The organism is Micromonospora sp. NPDC049175 (assembly GCF_043197345.1).
Lineage (GTDB): Bacteria > Actinomycetota > Actinomycetes > Mycobacteriales > Micromonosporaceae > Micromonospora.
In genome coordinates this window covers 1,054,533-1,070,428 of sequence record NZ_JBICSY010000002.1, presented here as the reverse complement: position 1 = coordinate 1,070,428, position 15,896 = coordinate 1,054,533, and the positions used below count along the sequence as shown (strand labels likewise).

General features: G+C 71.9%; 15 protein-coding genes. 8 read left to right on the top strand and 7 right to left on the bottom strand.

Annotated elements, in window-relative coordinates:
• Positions 1-44: 44 nt before the first annotated feature.
• Positions 45-641, bottom strand: a complete 597-nt coding sequence (locus ACGFH8_RS12025) for a WHG domain-containing protein (protein WP_393366350.1) — start codon at positions 639-641, stop codon at positions 45-47.
• An 83-nt stretch (positions 642-724) separates the two neighbouring features.
• On the opposite strand from ACGFH8_RS12025, the gene ACGFH8_RS12020 reads away from it, so the two are divergent.
• Genes ACGFH8_RS12020 through ACGFH8_RS12005 form a run of 4 tightly spaced genes read left to right on the top strand, consistent with a single transcriptional unit; the run spans position 725 to position 5,493 of the window.
• Positions 725-1,171 carry a DoxX family membrane protein gene (locus tag ACGFH8_RS12020; protein ID WP_393366348.1) on the top strand — a complete coding sequence of 149 codons (447 nt, stop codon included), beginning with the start codon at positions 725-727 and terminating at the stop codon, positions 1,169-1,171.
• Between the two features lie 25 nt (positions 1,172-1,196).
• Positions 1,197-1,679 carry a MarR family winged helix-turn-helix transcriptional regulator gene (locus tag ACGFH8_RS12015; RefSeq protein WP_393366346.1) on the top strand — a complete coding sequence of 161 codons (483 nt, stop codon included), beginning with the start codon at positions 1,197-1,199 and terminating at the stop codon, positions 1,677-1,679.
• The gene (locus ACGFH8_RS12010; protein ID WP_393366344.1) at positions 1,673-3,406 is read left to right on the top strand and encodes an ABC transporter ATP-binding protein; all 1,734 of its coding nucleotides are present in this window, start codon (positions 1,673-1,675) and stop codon (positions 3,404-3,406) included. The genes ACGFH8_RS12015 and ACGFH8_RS12010 overlap by 7 nt, the downstream gene beginning before the upstream one ends.
• Positions 3,403-5,493 carry an ABC transporter ATP-binding protein gene (locus tag ACGFH8_RS12005; RefSeq protein WP_393366342.1) on the top strand — a complete coding sequence of 697 codons (2,091 nt, stop codon included), beginning with the start codon at positions 3,403-3,405 and terminating at the stop codon, positions 5,491-5,493. The genes ACGFH8_RS12010 and ACGFH8_RS12005 overlap by 4 nt, the downstream gene beginning before the upstream one ends.
• A gap of 64 nt (positions 5,494-5,557) precedes the next feature.
• Here the strand turns inward: ACGFH8_RS12005 and thrS are convergent, their stop codons facing one another.
• Positions 5,558-6,775 (bottom strand): threonine--tRNA ligase, encoded by a 1,218-nt coding sequence (thrS, locus tag ACGFH8_RS12000; RefSeq protein ID WP_393366340.1) that lies wholly within the window; start codon positions 6,773-6,775, stop codon positions 5,558-5,560.
• Between the two features lie 520 nt (positions 6,776-7,295).
• On the opposite strand from thrS, the gene ACGFH8_RS11995 reads away from it, so the two are divergent.
• The gene (locus ACGFH8_RS11995) at positions 7,296-7,913 is read left to right on the top strand and encodes a DedA family protein (protein WP_393366339.1); all 618 of its coding nucleotides are present in this window, start codon (positions 7,296-7,298) and stop codon (positions 7,911-7,913) included.
• Between the two features lie 122 nt (positions 7,914-8,035).
• Positions 8,036-8,677, top strand: coding sequence for a DUF998 domain-containing protein (locus ACGFH8_RS11990; protein ID WP_393366337.1), 642 nt, complete (start codon positions 8,036-8,038; stop codon positions 8,675-8,677).
• Positions 8,678-8,725: 48 nt separating this feature from the next.
• Here the strand turns inward: ACGFH8_RS11990 and ACGFH8_RS11985 are convergent, their stop codons facing one another.
• Positions 8,726-10,129: an NAD(P)H-quinone dehydrogenase gene (locus tag ACGFH8_RS11985; protein WP_393366335.1), complete on the bottom strand. Its 1,404-nt coding sequence runs from the start codon at positions 10,127-10,129 to the stop codon at positions 8,726-8,728.
• A gap of 106 nt (positions 10,130-10,235) precedes the next feature.
• Here ACGFH8_RS11985 and ACGFH8_RS11980 point away from each other — a divergent pair, with 106 nt between their 5' ends.
• Entirely contained in the window at positions 10,236-10,691 is a 456-nt protein-coding gene (locus ACGFH8_RS11980) for a gamma-glutamylcyclotransferase (protein ID WP_130407236.1), read from the top strand.
• 75 nt (positions 10,692-10,766) lie between these two features.
• Here the strand turns inward: ACGFH8_RS11980 and ACGFH8_RS11975 are convergent, their stop codons facing one another.
• From ACGFH8_RS11975 to ACGFH8_RS11965, 3 genes are all read right to left on the bottom strand, one after another.
• Complete coding sequence (locus tag ACGFH8_RS11975; protein WP_393366333.1) at positions 10,767-11,510, bottom strand: hypothetical protein; 744 nt, start codon at positions 11,508-11,510, stop codon at positions 10,767-10,769.
• 104 nt (positions 11,511-11,614) lie between these two features.
• Positions 11,615-12,598, bottom strand: a complete 984-nt coding sequence (locus ACGFH8_RS11970) for a hypothetical protein (RefSeq protein WP_393366332.1) — start codon at positions 12,596-12,598, stop codon at positions 11,615-11,617.
• A 4-nt stretch (positions 12,599-12,602) separates the two neighbouring features.
• Positions 12,603-13,235, bottom strand: coding sequence for an MBL fold metallo-hydrolase (locus ACGFH8_RS11965; protein WP_393366330.1), 633 nt, complete (start codon positions 13,233-13,235; stop codon positions 12,603-12,605).
• Positions 13,236-13,348: 113 nt separating this feature from the next.
• Between ACGFH8_RS11965 and ACGFH8_RS11960 the strand changes: the two genes are divergently transcribed.
• Complete coding sequence (locus tag ACGFH8_RS11960; RefSeq protein WP_393366328.1) at positions 13,349-14,326, top strand: DUF4349 domain-containing protein; 978 nt, start codon at positions 13,349-13,351, stop codon at positions 14,324-14,326.
• Here the strand turns inward: ACGFH8_RS11960 and ACGFH8_RS11955 are convergent.
• Complete coding sequence (locus ACGFH8_RS11955; RefSeq protein WP_393366326.1) at positions 14,283-15,539, bottom strand: amidohydrolase; 1,257 nt, start codon at positions 15,537-15,539, stop codon at positions 14,283-14,285. The two genes, ACGFH8_RS11960 and ACGFH8_RS11955, sit on opposite strands and share 44 nt — an antisense overlap.
• Between the last annotated feature and the right edge of the window lie 357 nt (positions 15,540-15,896).

Sequence of the window (15,896 nt, the reverse complement as noted above, 5' to 3'; positions counted from 1 at the left end):
GGGGCGAGCGAGGGAATCATGCGCGATGAGCCCTCGGTGGGTGATCATTTTCCGGCGATCGGCTGGTCCGGCTGGAACGGTTCGCGCGCTAGGCGGCTCAGGACTTCGCGGGCCGCGTCCCGGGGGTTGTCGCCCACTCGGTCGGGGAGAGCGCCGGCCAGCCAGAGGGTCGCGAAGCCGTGCGCGATCGACCAGGCGGCGAGCGCGTCCCGGTCGGTGTCGGCGGGCGTGTCGCCGGAGGGCAGTGTTGCCACCTGGGACCGCAGTGCCGCGCCGGCGCGCTCCCGTGCCGCGATCAGCTCGGGGTCGTCGGCCCGGTACAGCTCCGGCCGGAACATCACCTCGAAGTGCGCACGGTGTCGGACGGCGAAGTCGACGTACGCGACCCCGGCGGCCAGCAGGTCGTCACCCGCCGCCGCCAACTCCTGGGCCAGCAGGTCGAAGCCCTGGGTGGCGAGCGCGGTGCGCAGGCCGGCCTTGTCGCCGAAGTGGTGCGCGGGTGCGGCGTGCGAGACACCGGCCCGACGGGCCAGGTCGCGCAGGCTCAGCGTGGCCTGCCCGTCCTCCTCGATCGCGTCGAGCGCGGCGGCGAGCAGGGCGCGACGGAGGTCGCCGTGGTGGTAGCCGCGCGTCTCGGTCATGCCCGAACTCTATCTTGTCGTTGACAAGATGCCACCCCGACGGGCAATCTTGCCAGCGACAAGATTGCTCGAGGAGGTTTCCGATGGCACCCCTGATCGCCCTGATCGTCGGCACCGCGCTGGCCCGACTGGCCGGCCTGGCCGGCATCTCCGCGCTGGATGGTTGGCATCCCGCACTGCGGGTCGGGCTGGCCCTGCTGTTCGTGCTGACCGGCGTCGCGCACTTCGTCGGTCCGCGCCGCGCCGACCTGATCGCGATGGTCCCGCCACGACTACCCCGGCCGGATCTGCTGGTCACCCTCACCGGTGTCCTCGAACTCGTCGGCGCCGTCGGGCTGCTGATCCCGGCGACAGCACGGCCGGCCGCGGCCGGGCTGGGCCTGCTCATGCTCGCCATGTTTCCCGCCAACGTGTCGGCCGCCCGCCGGAAGCTCACCCTCGCCGGACGTCCGGTGACACCGCTCGCCCAGCGTACGGTCCTGCAGATCGTGTTCGTGGTCACGGCCGCGATTATTTCGTTTGGCCCCTGACTATCAGGTGGCTAAGGTGCTTCTCGTGGACCTCGTGACCCTCCAGGACGTGCCGCTCGGCCGCCTCCTACTGGTGGCCGGGCACCTCGTCGAACAGCGGTGGAACCGCTACCTCGCCGAGGAGCACGGGCTCACCCATGCCGGCATGGTGACCCTGATGACACTCGCCCGACACGGCGAGCTGCCGCACCGTGAGGTCGCCGAGATGGGCTTCGTCCGCCCGGCGACCCTGACCGGCATCGTGGACACGCTGGCCCGGGACGGGTTGGTCGAGCGGCAGCGCGACGACAGCGACAGGCGCAGCATTCGACTCGCCATCACCCCCGCCGGCCGGGAACGGGTGGCGACACTCACCGCCATGATCCACTCCGGACGCCCCATCACCTCGGTCGACGCCGACCCGGTGAAGGCCCAGGTGATCCGGGAGTTCCTGCTAGAGGTCATCGGCAGCGGGGACGACCCGCGGATGACCGGCCGCCCTACCGATCCGAAGGACCCGGCGTGCTGATCCGACTGTTGCGCGGCCAACTGCGCACCTACAAACGACCGTTGCTGGCGGTGGTGCTGCTCCAGTTCGTGGGCACCATGGCCTCGCTCTACCTGCCCAGCCTCAACGCCGACATCATCGACAAGGGCGTGGCGCGGGGCGACACCGACTACATCGTGCACACCGGCGGCTGGATGCTGCTGGTCAGCCTGATCCAGATCGTCTGTGCGACCGCCGCGGTCTACCTGGGCGCGCGGACCGCGATGGGCTTCGGCCGGGACGTCCGGGCCAAGCTGTTCGGGCACGTCAACCGCTTCTCCGCCCGCGAGGTGGCCCGATTCGGAGCACCCTCGCTGATCACCCGCAACACGAACGACGTGCAACAGGTGCAGATGCTCGTCCTGATGAGCTGCACCATGCTGGTCGCCGCCCCGATCATGAGCGTTGGCGGCGTGGTGATGGCGCTGCGCGAGGACGTCGGGCTCTCCTGGCTGATGCTTGTCAGCGTGCCGGTCCTGGCCATCACGCTCGGCGCGATCATCCGCCGGATGGTGCCGGGCTTCCGGCTGATGCAGACCCGCATCGACACGGTCAACCGGGTGCTGCGCGAGCAGATCACCGGCATCCGGGTCGTCCGCGCGTTCGTCCGCGAGCCGTACGAGACGGACCGGTTCGGCGTCGCCAACGCCGACCTGACCGCCACCGCGCTGCGGACCGGCCGGCTGCTGGCGCTGATCTTCCCGGTGGTCATGCTGGTGCTGAACGTGTCAAGCGTGGCGGTCCTCTGGTTCGGCGCGCAGCGGGTCGACTCGGGCGCGATCGAGATCGGCGCGCTCACCGCCTTCCTGCAGTACCTGATGCAGATCCTGATGGCCGTGATGATGGCCACCTTCATGCTGATGATGGTGCCCCGGGCCGCGGTCTGCGCCGAGCGGATCGTCGAGGTGCTGGACACCGACTCCTCGGTGGTCCCCGCCGCCGAGCCGGTCAGCGAGCTGGCCACCCGGGCCGAGTTGGAGCTGCGCGGGGTGCGCTTCCAGTACCCCGGCGCGGTCGAGCCGGTGCTGCGCGACATCTCCTTCCGGGCCACACCGGGCACCACCACGGCGATCATCGGCAGCACCGGCGCCGGCAAGACGACCCTGCTGTCGCTGATTCCCCGCCTGGTCGACGTCACCGCCGGCGCGGTGCTCGTCGACGGGGTGGACGTGCGTGAGCTGGCGCCGGACGAGCTGTGGCGGCGGATCGGCCTGGTGCCGCAGCGGCCGTACCTGTTCACCGGGACGGTCGCCAGCAACCTGCGCTACGGCAATCCGGACGCCACCGACGAGGAGCTGTGGGCGGCACTGGAGATCGCCCAGGCCCGGGACTTCGTGGCCCAGATGCCCGGCGGCCTGGAGGCACCGATCGCCCAGGGCGGCACCACCGTCTCCGGTGGGCAGCGGCAACGCCTGGCCATCGCGCGGGCGCTGGTCCGGCAACCCGAGATCTACCTCTTCGACGACTCGTTCTCGGCGCTCGACCTGGGCACCGACGCGCGACTCAGAGCCGCCCTGCGGCCGATCACCGCGCAGTCCGCGATGGTGATCGTGGCCCAGCGGGTGTCCACGATCATCGACGCCGACCAGATCATCGTTCTGGAGAACGGAGGGGTCGTCGGAGTGGGACGACACGCGGAACTGTTGGAGACCTGCCCGACGTACGCCGAGATCGTGGCGTCCCAGCAGACGACGGAGGTGGCGGCGTGAGCGAGCGCGACGAGCCGCGGACCGCGGCCGTACCCAGTCAGAAGCCGGCCGGCGACGAGCGGACGCCGGGAGGGGACGCGTCGCCGCCCGGCGGCGGCGCGGTGACGCCGAAGCGGCTGCCGCCCGGCCGTCCGGGCGGTGGTCCGCCGTGGATGAGTGCCGGGATGCCCGCCGAGAAGTCGATGAACTTCGGGCCGTCCGCCCGCCGGTTGCTCGGCCGACTGCGTTCGCACCGACTGCACCTGGCCGCGATCATCACGTTGGCCGTGGTGAGCGTCGGGTTCAGCGTGGCCGGTCCGAAGATCCTCGGCCACGCCACCGACCTGATCTTCACGGGGGTGATCGGCCGGGCCCTGCCCGCCGGCACCACCGTCGAGCAGGCCGCCGCCGCGGAACGGGCCCGCGGCAACAACAGTTACGCCGACATGCTTTCCCGGATGGACGTGGTGCCCGGCGTGGGCATCGACTTCACCGCCCTGGGGTGGGTGCTGCTGCTGGCGCTCGGGCTCTACCTGGCCGCGAGCGTGCTGGCCTGGTGGCAGGGCTGGCTGCTCAACGGGGTGGTCCAGCGCACCGTGCTGCGGCTGCGCGCCGAGGTGGAGGAGAAGCTCAACCGGCTGCCGCTGCCGTACTTCGACAGGCAGCCCCGTGGCGAGCTGCTCAGTCGGGTCACCAACGACATCGACAACATCTCGACGAGCCTCCAGCAGACGCTGAGCCAGCTGCTCACCTCGCTGCTGACCGTCATCGGCGTGCTGGCCGCGATGTTCTGGATCTCACCGCTGCTGGCCCTGGTGGCCCTGGTCGCGGTGCCACTGTCGGTGCTCGTCACCCAGCGCATCGCCAAGCGCTCACAGAAGCAGTTCATCGCCCAGTGGACCCACACCGGCGAGTTGAACAGCCAGATCGAGGAGGCGTACACCGGTCATGAGCTGGTGAAGGTCTTCGGCCGGCAGCGTGAGGTGGAGGCCTCGTTCCACGCGAAGAACGAGGAGCTGTTCCGGGCGAGCTTCGGGGCGCAGTTCGTCTCCGGGATCATCATGCCGTCGATGATGTTCATCGGAAACCTGAGCTACGTGGCGATCGCCGTGGTCGGTGGGCTGCGGGTCGCCTCCGGCACGATGAGCCTGGGCGACGTGCAGGCGTTCATCCAGTACTCCCGGCAGTTCACCCAGCCGCTCACCCAACTGGCCTCGATGGCCAACCTGCTCCAGTCCGGGGTGGCCTCGGCCGAGCGCGTCTTCGCGGTGCTCGACGCCGACGAGCAGACCCCCGACCCGGTCGAGCCGGCCCGGGTCACCGACCCGCACGGGCGGGTCGAGTTCGAGCACGTCTCGTTCCGCTACGAGCCGGACAAGCCGCTGATCGACGACCTGTCGCTGGTCGCCGAGCCGGGGCACACGGTGGCGATCGTCGGCCCGACCGGCGCCGGCAAGACCACACTCGTCAACCTGGTCATGCGCTTCTACGAGCTGGACGCCGGCCGGATCACGCTCGACGGGGTGGACATCACGACGTTGCGCCGCGACGACCTGCGCGGCCGGATCGGCATGGTGCTGCAGGACACCTGGCTCTTCGGCGGCACCATCCGCGACAACATCGCCTACGGGCGGCCGGACGCCACCGAGGAGGAGATCCTCGCCGCGGCTCGGGCCACGTTCGTGGACCGGTTCGTACGCAGCCTGCCGGACGGCTACGACACGGTCATCGACGAGGAGGGCAGCAACGTCAGCGCCGGCGAGAAGCAGCTCATCACCATCGCCCGCGCGTTCCTCGCCGAGCCGTCGCTGCTGATCCTGGACGAGGCCACCAGCTCGGTGGACACCCGCACCGAGGTGCTGCTGCAACGGGCGATGGCCGCGCTGCGTTCGGACCGGACCAGCTTCGTCATCGCGCACCGGCTGTCCACCATCCGCGACGCCGACCTGATCCTGATGATGGAGGACGGCCGGATCGTCGAGCAGGGCACCCACGAGCAACTGCTCGCCGCCCACGGCGCGTACCACCGGCTCTACCGTTCCCAGTTCACCGGCGGGGTGACCGACGAGGAACCGGCCGACCCCGCCGCCCAGCCGGCGTCGGTCTGAGAGGCGGGTCGCCGCCGTGCGCGCCACGCGACCGGTGGCGACCCACCCCGGCTCGGCGGGTGGGTCAGCCCGCCGGGAGCAGCTCGGTGGCGCGGGCGGCGACCTGCCCGCCGATCAGGGCCAGCGCCGCGTCGGCGGGCATCGGGTCCAGGGCCCGGCCGCCGCGCAGGCGCAACGCGAGGCGCCCGTCGGCCGCCTCCCGGGCACCCAACACCCCGAGGTACGGGACGCGACGGCGGGCCGCGTCCCGGATCCGGGCACCCAACGAACCGGTGCCGTCCACCTCGACCCGCAGGCCGGCGTCGACGGCCCGGCGGGCCAGGTCGGCCGCCGCGTCGGCCTGCCCGTCGTCGACCGGCAGCAGCACCAGTTGGACAGGCGCGTACCAGGCCGGGAAGGCTCCCTCGTGCACCTCGATCAGGTACGCGAAGAGCCGCTCCATGCTGCCGACCAGGCTGCGGTGCACCAGCACCGGTCGACGCCGGCTGCCGTCCGAGTCGGTGTACGACAGGTCGAACCGTTCCGGCTTGTCGAAGTCGAGCTGGATGGTGGAGATGGTCGACTCCCGGCCGGCCGCGTCGACGATCTGAATGTCGATCTTCGGGCCGTAGAAGGCGGCCTCGCCGGGCGCCTCGACGTACTCCACCCCGGCCAGCGCGCCCCGGAGCAGCTCCTCCGCGTGCGCCCACTGCGCGTCGTCGCCGACGTACTTCTCCCCCGGCCCGCGCAACGAGAGCCGGAAGCCCGCCGGGCGGACGCCGAGCGCGGCGTGCGCGGCGCGGATCAGCCGGAGGATCTCGACGACCTCCCCGCCCACCTGCTCGGGGGCGCAGAAGGTGTGCGCGTCGTTGAGCGAGATGGCCCGTACCCGGGCCAGCCCGCCGAGCACCCCGGAGCGCTCCGAGCGGTACATGCCGCCCAGCTCCGCGATCCGCAACGGCAGCTCCCGGTAGGAGCGGCCCCGGGCCCGGAAGACCAGGGCGTGGTGCGGGCAGAGGGCGGGGCGGAGCACGAACTCGTCGTCGGCGCTCAGCCGCATCGGCGGAAACATGTCGTCGGCGAAGTAGCCGAGGTGCCCGGAGAGCTCGAAGAGTTCGCGCTTGCCCAGCGGGGGCGAGTAGACGTGCTGGTGGCCGGAGACGCGCTCCAACTCCCGGACGTACTCCTCGACGGCATGCCGGGCGGCGGCGCCGGCCGGCAGCCAGATCGGCAGGCCGGCGCCGGCCAGCGGATCGGAGACGAAGAGGTCCAGCTCACGGCCGAGCCTACGGTGGTCGATCATGTCGGGCTCCTGGATCGGGTACGACCCGGAGGCGACCTGGGACCCGTTCGGCGCGCGGCCCTCGGGGGCGGATCGCCCCGGGGCCTGGTCGACTGTGGTTACGTCAGAGCGGCACGCCGGGGATTCCCGGCGTCGTGGTCACCACTACCGCGCTGCGCATACGGCGACCGTACTCGCGGGGCAACCGGGGACGCACCCGGATTTACGGCGGCGAGCAGAGAGGTGGGCCGCCGGCGCGGGACCCGCCGGCGGCCCTGGCGGCCCGAATCGTCAGGAACGGGGGACCCGACGGGCATGGGCCGCGCCCGTCAACGGTACGCCGACGTACGCCGATCCGCCGACCGGTACCGGACGGGTGGGACGGGCGGCGAACCCGTCACCCGGGATCGGTTGACCTCGTTGTACCTGGGTGGCCCCCGTCGTGTCGACCGTCACGACGGGCCGGGCCCGTCCTCGGTGACGCCGGACACGCCGTCAGGCTCAAGACACCCAATCGGCCGCATTCGGCGAGGTGGCAGGCGTGCCCGAACTACTGACTGACGTCGCATCGCCGACGTGGGCGTACCTGGTGCTGCTCGCCCTGCTGATCGCGGACGCCTTCGTTCCGGTGATCCCCACCCAGATCATCATGATCACCAGTGGGGCGCTCACCGTCTACGGCGGGCTCAACCTGCCGGTCACCATCGCCGTCGGCGCACTCGGTGTCTTCGCCGGGGACCTGGCCTGCTACCTGCTCGGACGGGTCGCACCGGACCGACGGCCACCCCGGCACGCCGAGCTGAGCCGGGCCCGCCGGATGGCCAGTCGGGTGACGCAGGGGCTCCGCCAACCCGGACCGCTCGTCATCCTGCTCTGCCGGTTCGTGCCCGGCGGCCGGATGGCGGCCTGCTTCTCGGCCGGCCGCAGCCGTTACCCGTACCGGCTGTTCGTGCTCTACGAGGCCGTCGCCGCGCTGGGCTGGGCCACCTACGGCGCGCTGGTGGGGCACCTCGGCGGCACCGCGCTCACCGAGTCGGCGTGGCGGCTGGCCATCATCGCCACCGCCGCCGCGGCCGGCTTCGCCGCAGCGGGATGGGCGATGACTCTGGTCAGCGCCCGCCATGCCCGCGCCGCCGCGGTAGACGTCCCCATCGACTGAGTGTCGGCCCGTCGGCCCCGCAAGATTGCCCGCGACTGGCGTACCTCTAGGGGTGGTCCCTCGGGGCGATGTCGGTGGGCTTCCCGGATCCGGTTCGGGTGCCCTCGGCGACAGGCTGAGGCATGCCCGTTACCCGGAACACCGGCCTGCTGGCTCTCGGCGGGATCGCCCTGGCGGCCCTGCTCACCGTGATCGGTCACCTCGAAGTCAACAACGACCTCAACCCGTGGGCGCTGACCGTCAGCGACTTCGCGGTCTCCGACCGGGGCGGTGTCATCGACGTCGCCATGGTGGTGCTGGCGCTCGCCACGGTGGCGCTGCTGTGGGGGCTGCGCCGCACCGGCCCACCCCGACCGCGCGCCGGGACCGCCGAGGTGCTGCTCGGCGCGTGGGTGGGCGGGCTGCTGCTGGCCGCGCTGGTGCCGACGAACGAGCCGGGCACCGCCATGACCACGTCGGCCTACCTGCACCGGTACGCCTCGGTCGTCGCCTTCCTGGCGCTGCCGGTCGGCGGCTGGCTGCTCGCCCGCCGGCCGGATCTGGCCACCGCGGCCCGGACGCTGCGCACCCTCGTCCTGCTCAGCCTGGCCCTGGCGGCGGCCATGGTCTGGTCCGCCTACCCCGGCGACCGGGCGCTCATCGGCCTGGCCGAACGCCTGCTCATCCTCACCGAGGTAGCGGTCCTCGCCACGGTGGCGGTCACCCAGACCCGAGCCGTCGATCATGGAGTCGTGGTGCCCCGCGAGAGGGACGTGACGGTGTGAACCCGCCACCACCACTCCATGATCGACCCGAGGGGGCGGGGGCGGGAGCTACTCCAGCTCGTGGAGCATGAGCTGGCGGGCCGCTTCCGTGATGGAGCCGGAGAGGCTCGGGTAGATGGTGATGGTCTGGGCCAGCTCGTTGACCGTCAGGTTGTTCTCCACGGCCATGGTGATGGGCAGGATCAGCTCGCTGGCCTTCGGCGCGACCACCACACCGCCGATCACCTGGCCGCTGGCCGGCCGGCAGAACAGCTTCACGAAACCGTCGGAGAGATCGTCCATCTTCGCCCGGGCGTTGCCGGACAACGGCAGCATCACCTGCCGGGCCGGGGTCTTGCCCGCGTCCACCTCGTCCTGCGAGACGCCAACGGTGGCCAGCTCCGGGTCGGTGAAGACGTTCGCCGCGACGGTACGCAGCCGCAGCGGACGCACCGCCTCGCCGAGCGCGTGCCACATGGCGATCCGGCCCTGCATCGCGGCGACACTTGCCAGCAGCAGCACCCCGGTGCAGTCACCGGCGGCGTAGATGCCGGGCACGTTGGTCCGGGAGGCCCGGTCGACAGTGACGTAGCCGCCCCGGCCCAGCTCGACGCCGTACTCGGTCAGGCCCAGGTTCGCCGTGTTCGGGATCGACCCGACGGTGATCAGCGCGTGCGAGCCGGTGACCCGGCGGCCGTCGGACAGTTCCACCTCGACGCCGTCGGCGGTACGCCGGACCGCGTCGGCCCGGGAGTTGTTGAGGATCTCCATGCCCCGGTTGCGGAACACCCGCTCGATCGCCGACGCGGCGTCGGCGTCCTCGTGCGGCATCACCCGGTCCCGGCTGGACACCAGGGTGACCTGGACCCCCATGGCCAGGTACGCGCTCGCGAACTCCGCTCCGGTGACACCCGAGCCGACCACGATCAGGTGCTCGGGCAGCTCCGGCAGGTCGTACACCTGACGCCAGGTCAGGATGCGCTCACCGTCCGGTACGGCGGTGGGCAACTGGCGGGGTGTCGAGCCGGTGGCCACCAGCACCGTGGTCGCCGCGATGGAATATTCCTCCGTGCCGTCGGCGGGCGTCACGACGACCCGGTGGGTGTGCCCGAGGGCGTCCTCGCCGAGCCGGGCGGTGCCGGCCACGAATGTGACGCCGGCCTTGAGCAGCTTGGCGTGGATGTCGGCGGACTGCGCCAACGCCAGACGCTTGACCCGCTCGTGCACGGCCCGCGCGTCGACGGTGACCGCCTCCAGGCCGTCCGAGTGCACCCCGAACTCCTCGGTGTCCCGGTAACCGGTCACCACCTGCGAGCTGGCGATGAAGGTCTTCGACGGTACGCAGTCGGAGAGCACGCAGGCCCCACCGGCACCGTCGGCCTCCACGACTGTGACATCGGCGTCCAGTTGGGCGGCGACCAGGGCCGCCTCGTACCCGGCCGGCCCCCCACCGATGATCACGATCCGGCTCACAGCGTTCGCCCTTCGTCCAATTTCACAGTGACTTTGTTCTCCCGAGCGCATTCGACACGCACTGTCGTATTCTCCCCCACCCGTCCGTCGGGCTATCGTCATCGCCGTGCGTCATCACGCCGCCTACGGCTCAAATCTCGACCCTGCCCGGATGCGCGCCTACTGTCCGCATTCGCCGATGGTGGGCACCGGCTGGCTGGAAGGCTGGCGGCTGACCTTCGCCGGGGCGGACGTGATCGGCTGGGAGGGCGCGGTGAGCACCCTCGTCGAGTCGCCCGGTGACCGGGTCTTCGTCGCGCTCTACGACATCCACCCGTACGACGCCGGCCAGCTCGACGAGATCGAGGGAGTGACCGCCGGCACGTACCGCAAGCTGCACGTCCGGGTCTCCACCCTCGACGGCGACGTGACCGCGTGGATCTACGTCTTCAACGGGTACGAGGGCGGCCTGCCGACCTCGTGGTATCTCTCCGAGATCGCGAACGCCGCCGAGAAGGCGGGCGCCCCGGACGACTACGTCACCGAGTTGCGCTCCCGCCCCACCGGCACCGCGTCGGCGTAGCAGCGCGTATCGCACCTCCCCAGTCTGCTACCGCCGCGCACCGGACCGCGGGTCGGGTGCGACCGGGGTCGGCAATCACACACCGGCGGCGAGGTCGGCCCGGGTGCGGTGCAGCAACTCGACAAGCTCGATGCCGGCAGCCGGGCCGAGGGCCGTGAACGCCGGCGCGACGAGACGGTTGGTCACCGCCTCCGCCCAGAGTCGCCGGCGCACCAGCGGCCCGATCGGCGGGTAGGGCGGCGGCCAGCCGCAGGCCACCGCCCCGGCCTCCCCCTCCGGCCCGGACAGCACGGCCTCCAGCGGGGTCATCCCGGCGGCGCGTACCGCCAGCAGGTAGGCGCCGGTGAAGTGTTCCCGGAGCAGTCGCAGCCCGGCCGCACTGCGGGCCCCGGCGGAGAGATCCGGCAGCGGCATGGCCCGCCACGCGGCGAAGAGCGGCATGGCGCTGGCGTCCGCCGCCACCACCGCCCGCTCGACGAGCACCGCCAGGCGTTCGGTGGCGGGCAGGGCGTCGAGCCGCTGCGCGCCCCACCGGCAACACTCGGCGAGGCTCGCTGCGGCCACCTCGACCGGCGAGACGATCCGGGCGGCGGCATCCCACCCGTCGGCGACCGCGTCCGGCGCGATGAACCCGAGCGCCGCGGCGGCCGTCTCGGCCCGCACGTCGCCGAGCGCGCCGGCCCGGCCACTTATGTAGAACGCCCAGCCGGAGATGCCGAGCAGCCGGGCACGGCGCAGCGTGCCCGGGTCCCGGGTGAACGCGTCGCCGAGGTCGAGCACGACCGGCTTGCTGGCGGCAGCGACCTGCTCCGGTGTCATCCGAGTGACCCTCTCGGGCAACCCGATCCGTCGACCACGGCAAGGCCCCGATCCGGGGGCACCCGCCCTGGACGGCCCGCACACTCGTCGTCGTCCATCGATTGTCAGTCTGCCGCGCCACCGCCGGCGTCCGCATTCCCCTCTTCGGCCGCCAACGCCTCCACCGCCGCCTCCACCTCGCCCGCGCGCCGCCGCGCCACGGTGACCGCCCGTTCGGCGGCCCGCCGCGCGAGTTTGGCCCGGCTGAGATCCTGCTCGGCGACCGCCCGCCGCCGCTCCAGCTCGGCCAGTTCGGCCTCGATCCCATCGAGTACGGCGGCATCGTCCCGTTCCTGTCCGGCCGCCTCGGCCAGCTCGGCCTCCGCGCGTTGCTGGTCTTTCCGAGCCTGGGCCAGCTCCCGGTCCAGGGCGCGACGTTGCCGGTCCCGCTCGGCACGGGCGGCCCGCTGCGCCGTCCGCTCGGCCTGCTCGGCGCGCTCCGCGGCCCGATCCGGGCGGGGCACCGCCTCGGGACGACCTCGCTGGGCACCCGGTCGACGGGCCGGGCGCTCCTCCTCGGGCTCCTCGTCGTCGGCGGTGACCAACCTGAGTTGCGGCCGGGGCACCTCACCGAAACCGGCGTAGCTGGCCGCCCGGAGCAGGCGGCCCGCCCGGACCTGCTCGGCGACCTCGACGTCGGAGAACGCCGCGTTCAGTGTCGACTCCACCTCGGCCAGCGGCAGCCGACCGGCCGGTGGCGCGTCCGGCTCCGCCGCGGCGAGCTTGCGGACCTCGGCGACCAGGGCGCCGACCACCGCCCGGCGCTGCGCGGACAACTCCCGCAGTCGGGGCCCGCGCAGCTCCCGCTGGGCCGTCCGCAGCGCGTCGGCCAACTGGACCAGGTCGGCGACCAACTCCGGACGTGTGATGGCGAGCAGGTTCACCAGCCAGGCCGCCACCGTCGGGCGACGTAGCCGGGCCAACTGTCGGGCGGCGCCCGGATCGCCGGCACGGCGCGCCTCGGCCACGGCGGCGTCCCGGGCGGCCACGAACCGGTCCGGTGGGATGCGGTAGAGCTGCTGCACCAGCTCCGCTGAGGGGCCGGGCATCGCCTCAGACGTCCACCCGGCTACCGGGCTCCAGCCGCTGGTACTCGGTGCCGGACAGCGCGGTGTACTGCCCGTTCAGCACCCGCAGGCCGTTGTCGTTGAGCAGGCCGTCGTGCAGGGCGTACGCCCGCCGGGGCGCGACCGCGCGGATGAAGTCGAGCACCTCGGAGAACTTCGACCAGGGGGCGTGGATCGGCGCGAAGAGCGTGTCGACGGGTGTCTCGTCGGGCACCACCAGGGAGTCGCCCGGGTGGTAGACCACGTCGTTGATCAGGTAGCCGAGGTTGTCCACCACCGGGATGTCGGGGTGGATCACGGCGTGTCGCCCCCCGTACGCCCGGACGGCGACCCCGGCGGCGGTGAACGACTCACCGGGGGTGACCGGGCGCAACGCCTCGGCCGCGTCGCCCAGGGTCTCGGCGAGCGAGGCGGGTCCGTAGATCGGGAACGGCTGCCTGTCGAGTTGCCGGCGCACCGCGGCCAGGTCGAGGTGATCGGCGTGCAGGTGGGTGATCAGCACCGCGTCCGCGCCGTCCAACGCCGTCGCGGAGTCGCTGAACACCCCGGGGTCGACGACGAGCACTCCCCCGTCGTGTTCCACCCGGAGGCAGGAGTGGGCGTACTTGGTGAGCCGCATCGTGACTCCTCGATTATCGAATCGTGATGTCCTCAGCGCAGTCTGCCGGAACCAGCCGACGTGTGCGCCGCGTCCGAGCTATCGCCACACCGGACGACGACGAGGGAGCGGGGATGGACGGACAGGTGGTACGACACCGCGGCAGACTGCTGGCGGTGACCGCACTGGCGGCGGCGCTGGCGTTGACCGGCTGCGGGGCCGACGACAGCGGGACCGCGGACTCGGTCGCCCCCGCGGTGGCCAACGGCGACGCCGCTCAGCGGGACAACGCGGCGGCAGCACCCGAGGCCGCCAAACCCGGGGAACCACAGAAGGGTGGGGTCGGGGCACCCCAGCAGGCCGGCACCGGGGCGCCGGACCTGCGCGTCGACCAGCGGGCCATCATCTACACCGGTGCGATGCGGGTGCAGGTGGACGATGTGGACGCCGAAGCCCGGGAGGTGAGCGCACTGGTCACCCGCGCGGGTGGCTTCATCGGCGGGGACCAGCGGCGCAGTGCCGACGCCGACGCGGTGGCCGAGTTGCAGTTGCGGGTGCCGGCGGAGAAGTTCACAGCCGTGGTGGACGAGATCGCGAGGCGCGGCCGCCAGCAGAGCCGCGAGATCAGCACCGAGGACGCCACCGAGGCGATCGTCGACCTCGACGCGCGGATCACCACTCAGCGGGCCCGGGTGGAGAGCGCCCGCCGGTTGCTGGCCCGCGCCAGCTCGATCAGCGACCTGGTGTCGTTGGAGAACGAGTTGGGTCGCCGCGAGGCCGACCTGGCGTCGTTGGAGGCCAAGAAGCGGCGACTGGCCGACCTGACCGCCCTCTCCACGATCACCGTGACACTTGTCGGGCCGGCGGCGAAGGTCACCGAGGAGAAGGACGAGAGCGGCTTCCTGGTCGGGCTCAAGGGCGGCTGGAAGGCGTTCGTCGCCTCGTTGACCGTCCTGCTCACCGTGCTGGGGGCGCTGCTGCCGTGGCTGGTGGCGTTCGGCGTACCGGTGGCGGCGCTGCTGCTGGTGCTGCGCCGGCGGAGGAAGGCCCCGATCTCGACCGCTGGAGTCAGCGCGCCGCCGCCAGTGCCCGCAGCGCGGTCTGCACCATGACGCGGACGCCCGCGGGGATCGCCCGCTCGTCCACGTCGAAGCTTGCCCGGTGCAGGTCGACGTTGGGACCCGAGCGGCCCACGCCAAGCCGGGCGAGGGCGCCGGGGACGTACTCCAGATACCAGGAGAAGTCCTCGCCGCCCATGCTCTGCGGCGTCTCGGCGATCCCTTCCGGGCCGAGCGCGGCGGCGGTGGCCGCGGTCAGCACCTGGATGGCCCGGGCGTCGTTGCTGACCGGCGGCCGGCCGCGCAGGTATTCCAGGTCGACGGTGGCGCCGGTCGGCGCGATCACGTCCCGGACCACCTGAGCGACGATCTTGGGTGCCTGCTCCCAGGTGTCGCGGTCCATCACCCGCAGGGTGCCGGAGGCGCTCGCCTCGGAGGGGATGACGTTGTAGCGGGTGCCGGCCGAGGCGTGGCCGAAGACCAGCAGCAGACCACTGTTGGCCGGCACCCGGCGGCTGACCAGGGCGGGCACCTCGGTGACCAACCGGCCGAGCGCGTCGACCAGGTCGACGGTCAGGTGCGGCCGGGCGGTGTGCCCACCCGGGCCGGAGAGCCGGACGGTGACGTTGTCGGCGGCCGCGGTGATCGGACCGACCCGCAGGCCGACCCGCCCCACCGGCAGGTTCGGGTCGCAGTGCAGCGCGAAGATCTGCACCACGTCGTCCAGGCCGCCGGCCTCGATGACCTCCAGCGAGCCGCAGGGCAGGATCTCCTCGGCCGGCTGGAAGATGAGTCGGACCCGCCCGTCCAGCTCACCGAGGTCGGCGAGCTGGGCCAGCAGCATGCCGACGCCCAGCAGGATCGTGGTGTGCACGTCGTGCCCGCAGGCGTGGCAGACGCCCTCGACGGTCGACCGGTAGGGCACGTCCTTGAGGTCGTCGAGGGGCAGGGCGTCGATGTCGGCGCGCAGCGCGACCACGGGGCCGTCCGGCCGGCCGTTGACGTCACAGATCACACCGTTGCCCTTGGGCAGCAGGCGCGGGTTGAGCCCGGCCAGCGAGAGTTCCCGGGCGATCAGGGCGGCCGTCTCGAACTCGTTGCCGGAGAGCTCAGGGTGCGAGTGGAGGTGACGGCGCGTAGCGATCAGCCCCGGAACCCGGAGGGCGAGGAGGTGGTCCAGTTCACCCGGCAGCGGCTGGGACCCGGGCGGCGTCTCCAGCCAGGACGCCAGCTGGCCACCCGTGGGCAACGTCAACGCACTCGTCACGTCGAATTCTCGATCACTAGAGATGGATGGATCATCGGGGACAGCAGACAGCCTAGACCTCCGACGGTGACGCTGCGCAACCTCGTTACGGTAGTGATCAGATCGCGCAGCGTCAGATATGCCCTGTTCGGAGCGCTCGGAGATGTGTGGGATAGCAGGTAGATCGCTGTCGAACGCTGACATCCGCCCCTCACCTCCTACAACGCGTAACCGATCGCGGGGCTCAGAATCCGGCGGAACACGCGCGGATCCTGGTGCAAATTGTCGCATTAGTCGGGGTGATGAACTGACACTCCGACAATTAGCCGACCACACTCCGCGACGAGCCGGATGGACGCTCACACGGAGCCGTCCGCC

Coding starts and splice junctions, on each gene's coding strand:
- ACGFH8_RS12025 (WP_393366350.1), bottom strand. CDS start 641: ATGACCGAGACGCGCGGCTACCACCACGGCGACCTCCGTCGCGCCCTG.
- ACGFH8_RS12020 (WP_393366348.1), top strand. CDS start 725: ATGGCACCCCTGATCGCCCTGATCGTCGGCACCGCGCTGGCCCGACTG.
- thrS (WP_393366340.1), bottom strand. CDS start 6,775: ATGATCGACCACCGTAGGCTCGGCCGTGAGCTGGACCTCTTCGTCTCC.
- ACGFH8_RS11990 (WP_393366337.1), top strand. CDS start 8,036: ATGCCCGTTACCCGGAACACCGGCCTGCTGGCTCTCGGCGGGATCGCC.
- ACGFH8_RS11975 (WP_393366333.1), bottom strand. CDS start 11,510: ATGACACCGGAGCAGGTCGCTGCCGCCAGCAAGCCGGTCGTGCTCGAC.
- ACGFH8_RS11970 (WP_393366332.1), bottom strand. CDS start 12,598: ATGCCCGGCCCCTCAGCGGAGCTGGTGCAGCAGCTCTACCGCATCCCA.
- ACGFH8_RS11965 (WP_393366330.1), bottom strand. CDS start 13,235: ATGCGGCTCACCAAGTACGCCCACTCCTGCCTCCGGGTGGAACACGAC.
- ACGFH8_RS11960 (WP_393366328.1), top strand. CDS start 13,349: ATGGACGGACAGGTGGTACGACACCGCGGCAGACTGCTGGCGGTGACC.